Here is a 7764-nt window from a genome sequence, read left to right on the forward strand (position 1 = left end):
GATGAAATTTATTTATAAGCGCTAAAATATTGACAACGCTTTCACGCCATTGTAATATTATCTCAAGTTGATATTTAGCTAGAGACTAGGAGACTTCAGCTCGCTTTTGATTGTTTTTCATGCGGGTTGGAGTCTCTTTCTATTTAAAGGGAGGAAAAAAAGAATGAACGTCTATTTAGCCGAATTTTTCGGAACAGCATTGCTTTTACTGATGGGAGGCGGTGTTGTAGCAAACGTCGCTTTGAAAAAAACAAATGGTAGCGGTGCCGATTGGATAGTCATCACTGTTGGATGGGGTCTTGGTGTTACTTTAGGTGTGTATGCTGTTGGGCAAATTTCTGGCGCACATTTAAACCCTGCTGTAACATTAGCGTTAGCCATTAACGGTGATTTTCCTTGGTCACAAGTACCAGGTTATATGATCGCGCAATTAATCGGTGGGGTGTTTGGGGGTATGCTCACATGGTTAATGTATTTACCACATTGGCGTGCAACTGAAGATGAAGCGACAAAATTAGGTGTTTTCGCCACAGGACCAGCTTTAAAAAATTATACGGCTAACTTCATTTCTGAAATTATTGGAACAGCGGTATTAACTTCAGGACTATTGTATATTGGTGCCAACAAATTTACTGAAGGGTTAAATCCTTTAATAGTAGGTGCACTCATTGTAGCCATTGGTTTAAGTTTAGGTGGTACAACAGGCTATGCGATTAACCCTGCCCGTGACTTAGGTCCACGTATTGCACACGCAATTTTACCAATCACTGGTAAAGGTGGTAGTGGTTGGGGTTATGCAATTGTACCGATTTTAGGGCCAATGGTCGGTGGTATGCTAGGGACTGTAATTTATCGTTTAGCATTTAAAGGCATTTTTGATGTATGGACAGTTGTAACATTGATTGCATTAGTACTGACTTTATTATTAGGTGTTGCATTGAACAAAAAATCACCTCAAGAAGAAATTGCTAAAATTTAATGTAATGAAATGATTTAAAATATCATAGAAAGAATTCGAATGACGAGGTTCCTATCGCTTTTCGATACATGATGGGGACCTGGTCATTCTTGTGGCATTGTGAAATAATTGTTTGTGCTACGAGATATTATTAAGTAAAGCATACAATGCGCTGATTAATCGTCGCATAGCCAAATGTTTAAACAGGCTACAAAACTCGTTTTATGGGAACTTTTTACTGGAAAACACAACATGAATGACAAATAACAAGTTAATAATGACATAGAGATGAAGAGTTGAGAGGAGACAATATTATGGGAAATTATATCTTATCTATTGACCAAGGTACAACAAGCTCAAGAGCGATTTTATTTAATGAGGAAGGGGAAATTGTCGGTGTAGCGCAACGTGAATTCAAACAATACTTCCCTAAATCAGGTTGGGTAGAACACGATGCGAATGAAATTTGGTCATCAGTGCTATCAGTAATGGCATCAGTAATGACTGAAAATAACGTATCAGCAAGTGAAATTAAAGGGATCGGTATTACAAACCAACGTGAAACGACAGTTGTTTGGGACAAAGAAACAGGTCGCCCAATTTATAACGCAATTGTATGGCAATCACGTCAAACACAACCGATTTGTGATGCTTTAAAACAAGAGGGTCACGAACAAACATTTAGAGACAAAACAGGTTTATTACTTGATCCATATTTCTCAGGTACAAAAGTAAAATGGATTCTTGATAAAGTAGACGGTGCCCGCGAAAAAGCTGCAAAAGGTGACATTTTATTCGGTACAATCGATACTTGGCTTGTTTGGAAGTTATCAGGTGGACGTGCGCATGTTACAGACTATTCTAATGCGAGCCGTACGTTAATGTACAACATCCATGAATTGAAATGGGATGACGAATTACTTGAATTATTAGATGTACCAAAAGCGATGTTACCAGAAGTAAGACCATCAAGTGAAATTTATTGTGAAACGATTGATTATCACTTCTTTGGTCAAAACGTTCCGATTGCTGGTATCGCAGGTGACCAACAAGCAGCATTATTCGGTCAAGCTTGTTTCGAACGTGGTGATGTGAAAAACACGTATGGTACAGGTGGCTTTATGTTGATGAACACAGGTGAAGAAGCGGTTAAATCTGGTAATGGTTTATTAACAACAATTGCTTACGGTATCGATGGTAAAGTCAACTACGCGCTTGAAGGTTCAATTTTCGTATCAGGTTCTGCGATTCAATGGTTAAGAGATGGTCTCCGTATGATTAACTCAGCACCTCAATCTGAAGACTATGCAAAACGCGTTGATTCAACTGAAGGTGTGTATGTGGTACCTGCATTTGTTGGTTTAGGTACACCATATTGGGATTCAGATGCACGTGGCGCGATTTTCGGTTTAACACGTGGAACTGAAAAAGAACATTTTATCCGTGCAACTTTAGAATCATTATGTTATCAAACACGTGACGTTATCGAAGCAATGGCGCAAGATTCAGGCATCGATGTGAACAGTTTACGTGTAGATGGTGGCGCAGTGAAAAACAACTTCTTAATGCAATTCCAAGCAGACTTATTAAACATTGAAGTTGAACGTCCAGAAATCAATGAAACAACAGCACTTGGCGCAGCTTACTTAGCAGGTATTGCGACTGGATTCTGGAAAGATAAATCTGAAATTCAAAAGCATTGGAAATTAGAAAAAGCATTTGAACCAGAAATGGATCAAAAAGAAAGCAATCGTTTATACAAAGGTTGGAAAAAAGCAGTCGAAGCAACACAAGTTTTTAAATTAGACGAAGAATAAGCCGTGTGATATACTTAAGTTAAGTTAATAACTTCACGCGAGATAGTGAGAGACTTTGTTCGTACAACTTGATGAAAGTATGTAGGCGGAGTCTCTCTTTTTTATGAAATTAGGAGGCGAAAGTATATGAGATTATCAACTTTAAAAAGAGATGCAGTAAAAAAACGTATGCAAAATGAAGCGTATGACCTGATTGTTGTCGGGGGCGGCATCACTGGTGCAGGTATCGCTTTAGACGCAACAGCGAGAGGGATGAAAGTTGCGTTAGTTGAAATGCAAGACTTTGCACAAGGAACAAGTTCACGTTCAACAAAATTAGTACACGGTGGCCTTCGTTATCTAAAACAATTCCAAGTTGGCGTTGTAGCTGAAACAGGTAAAGAACGTGCGATTGTTTATGAAAATGGACCACACGTTACGACACCAGAATGGATGTTATTACCGATGCATAAAGGTGGTACATTCGGAAAATTCTCTACTTCTATCGGTTTAGCCATGTACGACCGTTTAGCAGGTGTAAAAAAATCAGAACGTAAAAAAATGTTAAGCAAAAAAGAAACGTCTGCGAAAGAACCCCTTGTAAAACAAGATGGTTTAAAAGGTGGCGGTTACTACGTTGAATATCGTACTGACGATGCACGTTTAACAATCGAAGTCATGAAAAAAGCGGCTGAACAAGGCGCAGATATTATGAACTATGCAAAAGTAACAAACTTCTTATACGACAACAAAGAAAAAGTTAACGGTGTTGCTGTCGTTGATCGCCTTGGTAACGAAACGTTCGAAATTAAAGGTAAAAAAGTCGTTAACGCTACAGGTCCTTGGGTAGATGAAGTGCGCAGTGCAGACTACTCTAAAAACAATAAACAATTACGTTTAACTAAAGGGGTACACGTTGTTATCGACCAATCTAAATTCCCATTACGTCAAGCTGTGTACTTTGATACAGAAAAAGACGGTCGTATGATCTTTGCGATTCCACGTGAAGGCAAAGCATATGTCGGAACAACAGATACATTCTATAACAACGATAAATCAAAACCATTAGTAAACCAAGAAGACCGTGATTACTTAGTGGACGCGATTAACTATATGTTCCCAACAGTTCATATTACAGATGAAGATATCGAATCAACATGGGCTGGTGTACGTCCACTGATTTATGAAGAAGGCAAAGACCCATCAGAAATTTCACGTAAAGATGAAATCTGGGAAGGTAAATCTGGCTTGTTAACTATTGCAGGTGGTAAATTGACTGGTTACCGTCACATGGCACTTGAAATTGTAGATTTAGTTGAAAAACGCCTTAAACAAGAATTCAAATTAAAATTTAAAGAAGTTGACACGAAACACATTCCAATTTCTGGTGGTGATGTAGGCGGTAGTGCAAACTTCGAACAATTTGTTGAAGATAAAGTTGCAGCAGCAAAAGCAATGAACTTAGATACAGACTTAGCACGTCGTCTTGCAACTAAATATGGTTCAAACGTGGATGACTTGTTTGCCATTGCACAAGCAGCACAACATCAAAGTACAGGTCTACCATTAGAACTTTATGTTGAATTAGTCTATGGTGTTCAAAATGAATTAGTCGTTAAACCGACTGACTTCTTAGTTCGTCGTACTGGTGCGTTATACTTCGATATCGATACAGTACTTCGTCATAAAGACACTGTTGTAGACGTATTAGCTGACTTACTTGGTTATGATGCCAACGTGAAAGCAGTCTATAAACAAGAATTAGAAGAAGCAATTCAAGAAGCAAGACATGGTCAACATCAACCAGCTGAAAAATAATTGAATAAAAACAGGAACGGGACTGGGACATTAAGTTTCTCAGTCCGTTTTTTTGTCCAAAAATAAAAAGAAACGGTCGATGTGCCATACATCAACCGTTTCCCTATATGAATACTCTAAAATAGTAATGACTTCCCTATAAGAGTGAAGAAATGAATGAAGAATTGAAGTCGCGCAAGCTTGTAAACCGCTCCCTTATTAGTGCTTAATGCATTAATCATATGTAAAATGATGCCCTCACATCAACCCTACATCGTGCTTTAAGCTTGCGTGACTTCGATTAACATCTGATTAGTTCGTACCTTCTAAAAATGTACTAATCGCATGTTTGTAAATTAAATGATGACGACCCTGAGAGAGTATATCAATTACATATTGGTCAAAATCAACAATTGTACCGCGTAATTGGAAACCATTCGTTAAAAATACCGTCAGTTCTTTACCCTCACTTTTAAATTTTTCTAGGTACTCATCTTGAATGTTACGTTTCTCAATCATGTTCATTTCTCCTTTTATTTATTAGGGGTTTAAGCTCAGATAACATTGAAGTAAGTGACATCTTCTCTCTATCTAACCAATGAACATTAAGTTTATTTGTAAACCAAGTCATTTGTCTTTTTGCGTAATTACGTGAATGCTGTTTCAATAAAGTCACAGCCTCATTTAATGGCATTTCATTTTTAATTACCGGTATGATTTCTTTATAACCGATCGCTTGCATACTTTGACACGATTCATAACCTAATTCAATAAGTTCTTGCACTTCATCCAATAAACCATGAGACAACATCATGTCTACGCGACTATTTATTCTTGAATATAAGGTGTCACGCGACATTTTTATCCCTACTAATAATGTATCATAATTTTCAGTCAATTGGGTACTTTTCTTGCGATTACTTAAAACTTTTTTTGTACTTAAGTAATAGGAAATGGCACGTTCCACTCTTTTTCGATTATTAGGGTGAATTTCGCGCTGTGAAACAGGATCAAAAGTGCCCAAATAGTCATGTAACGCTTCATTCGAGTAAGATTTCAATTTTGCCATTTGTTCAGCAACCCGTTTTTCAGTTTCAGGAGAAATGGTTTCGTCATCGAACTGATAATCGTAAATCACGGACTGAATATACAGCCCTGTGCCACCGACAATGATGGGTACTTTGCCACGGGATGTAATGTCCGTGATTAAATGTTGCGCTTGTTGTTGGAAATCATATGCCGAATAAGTTTCATCTGGTTTCAAAATATCGATGAGATGGTGGGGGATACCCTCCATTTCATCTGTACTTACTTTAGCCGTTCCGATATCCATGCCTTGATATACTTGCATTGAATCGCCGCTAATCACTTCACCATCGATTGCTTTAGCGAGTGCGACACCGAGTTCCGTTTTGCCACTTGCGGTAGGACCTACAATGGCTATGATAAAGGGTTTATTCTGTGACACCCCGTTCACCTACTTTTGCTTTTTAATAATTTGCCGACTCATCCAGTCTAACATATGTCGCCACACGGTTTCTTTATCTTTTTCAAATAAAACTTCATGTCTTTTATTTTTGTAGAGTTGAACAGTAATATGATGAATGCCGCCTCTTTTTAAAATTTTGCCAAAACGTCGAATCCCTTTGCCATTTCCACCGAATGGATCGTCTTTACCTGAAATGAGTAAAATCGGTAAATCGAGATTCATTTTAGCGATATTTTTAAGACTTGATGTCCGCTTCATCGTTTGAAGCACACTGTAAATAAGTTGATTAGATACGAGAAAACCAGTATACGGGTCTTGAATAAATTGATCGACTTCTGTTTTATCAGAACTGAGCCAATCACTCGTTGTACGTATCGGTTTGAAATTTTTATTAAAGCGCCCAGTTGTCATATGATTCAACCATTTCATTCGACGCTTCTTACCGCATATGAGTGTAATGATTTTGAGTAAAGGTAAGTTGGCCATATAATACCATGTCGGAAAGTAGCCTGTGCCACTCAAAACAAGACCTTGTACGGCATGCGGGAATGTTTGCACAAACTGACGCGCAATAATTGACCCCATCGAATGCCCAAGTAAGATTAGAGGCAAATGAGAATCAAATTGAGCCTTTAGTGTACTTTGAATTTCAAAAGCATCTTGAACGACTTGTGTCATTGAATCAAAATGTCCGCGAACACCATCGACATCACAGCCGTGACCGCGATGATTGTGGCGAATGACGTGATAGCCTTGTTGATTTAACTTCTCAACTAAAGTCACATACCGATCCATATGCTCTGCCATACCGTGGAATATATGCACAATACCGACCGCTTCATAATCGGCCCGATCGACTCTTGCTTCAATCATCGTTCCATCAGTCACTGCAATTTTCATGGTTTCTGATTTTACCATTTTATTCACCTCTCAAGTTCAAATCAGTTATCTCAACTTTACCATATCTACACGTTTGAAACACATGAAAACACACCTGTAATACATAACTTCATATATAAAATAATGATATACAATTTAATAGAAGATTGTAAAAATTGGAATGAATTTTGAGTATGCGTGCTAATAAAAGTACTATATACAATTACATCATATGAGGGTTCACTCTAAAGCGATTGATTGTTCTATAAGTTGGCGTTTGACCTTGCGCAAGCTACATCATTCGGCAACTATCTATTAAGAGGTGTTTGATTCTTCATCCTGAAAAAACAGAATTGGCATAACTATACAGTATAATTTTCAACATCATTTTTTGGGGGGATGATGAAGGACCTATTTGGCTATAATATGAATTAAAAGCTTCTTGGGGAATAGATTCTACCAACTTGTTGATAACGAACGCGACATCATTTTCTGGAAAAGACATTTCAATTTCTATTGGAAGTGTAAGTTGAAACAAGTTATAATTTTTGTACATATAAAGCACCCTTGTCTATTATTTTTGTGGTTATTAATAATTATACGGGAAGTGCTTTATTTTTTTAGCGAACGAGGGGGGATTATGTCCCATTCCTTATATGTAAAAAAGTAGTTTCTTATAAAAATGTTAGTGTAAAATGAATTTATAAGGATAAAATGAAGGGGAAAGAAAATGACATATACAATTATAATATTTACATCCATATTTTGTTTATTATCGGCATTCACACCGTTAGTATTTTATATATATAAAAGAAAAAGAGGTAAATAAATGAAAAGTTTAGATG

The 7764-nt window shown here is 37.3% G+C and carries 7 protein-coding genes; 3 read left to right on the forward strand and 4 right to left on the reverse strand.

Annotated features, from left to right (window positions below; translation table 11 throughout):
- Window positions 1–163 precede the first annotated feature (163 nt).
- The 3 genes from CD138_RS10605 to CD138_RS10615 all read left to right on the forward strand — a co-directional run bounded on the left by CD138_RS10605 (window position 164) and on the right by CD138_RS10615 (window position 4572).
- On the forward strand, window positions 164–979 hold the full coding sequence (locus tag CD138_RS10605; RefSeq protein WP_019167784.1) for an MIP/aquaporin family protein: 816 nt from the start codon (window positions 164–166) through the stop codon (window positions 977–979).
- A 293-nt stretch (window positions 980–1272) separates the two neighbouring features.
- Window positions 1273–2775, forward strand: coding sequence for a glycerol kinase GlpK (gene glpK / locus CD138_RS10610; protein ID WP_019167783.1), 1503 nt, complete (start codon window positions 1273–1275; stop codon window positions 2773–2775).
- Window positions 2776–2901: 126 nt separating this feature from the next.
- On the forward strand, window positions 2902–4572 hold the full coding sequence (locus CD138_RS10615) for a glycerol-3-phosphate dehydrogenase/oxidase (RefSeq protein ID WP_019167782.1): 1671 nt from the start codon (window positions 2902–2904) through the stop codon (window positions 4570–4572).
- Window positions 4573–4863: 291 nt separating this feature from the next.
- Here CD138_RS10615 and hfq read toward each other — a convergent pair whose 3' ends face one another.
- The 4 genes from hfq to CD138_RS14860 all read right to left on the reverse strand — a co-directional run bounded on the left by hfq (window position 4864) and on the right by CD138_RS14860 (window position 7475).
- Complete coding sequence (gene hfq / locus CD138_RS10620) at window positions 4864–5070, reverse strand: RNA chaperone Hfq (RefSeq protein ID WP_019165427.1); 207 nt, start codon at window positions 5068–5070, stop codon at window positions 4864–4866.
- Window positions 5063–6019 (reverse strand): tRNA (adenosine(37)-N6)-dimethylallyltransferase MiaA, encoded by a 957-nt coding sequence (gene miaA / locus CD138_RS10625; RefSeq protein WP_019167781.1) that lies wholly within the window; start codon window positions 6017–6019, stop codon window positions 5063–5065. Before miaA ends, hfq begins: the two co-directional genes overlap by 8 nt.
- A gap of 9 nt (window positions 6020–6028) precedes the next feature.
- Complete coding sequence (locus CD138_RS10630) at window positions 6029–6958, reverse strand: alpha/beta hydrolase (RefSeq protein ID WP_026066800.1); 930 nt, start codon at window positions 6956–6958, stop codon at window positions 6029–6031.
- Between the two features lie 295 nt (window positions 6959–7253).
- Entirely contained in the window at window positions 7254–7475 is a 222-nt protein-coding gene (locus CD138_RS14860; RefSeq protein ID WP_019167780.1) for a transposase, read from the reverse strand.
- Between the last annotated feature and the right edge of the window lie 289 nt (window positions 7476–7764).

This window comes from Staphylococcus intermedius NCTC 11048 (genome assembly GCF_002902385.1).
GTDB lineage: Bacteria > Bacillota > Bacilli > Staphylococcales > Staphylococcaceae > Staphylococcus > Staphylococcus intermedius.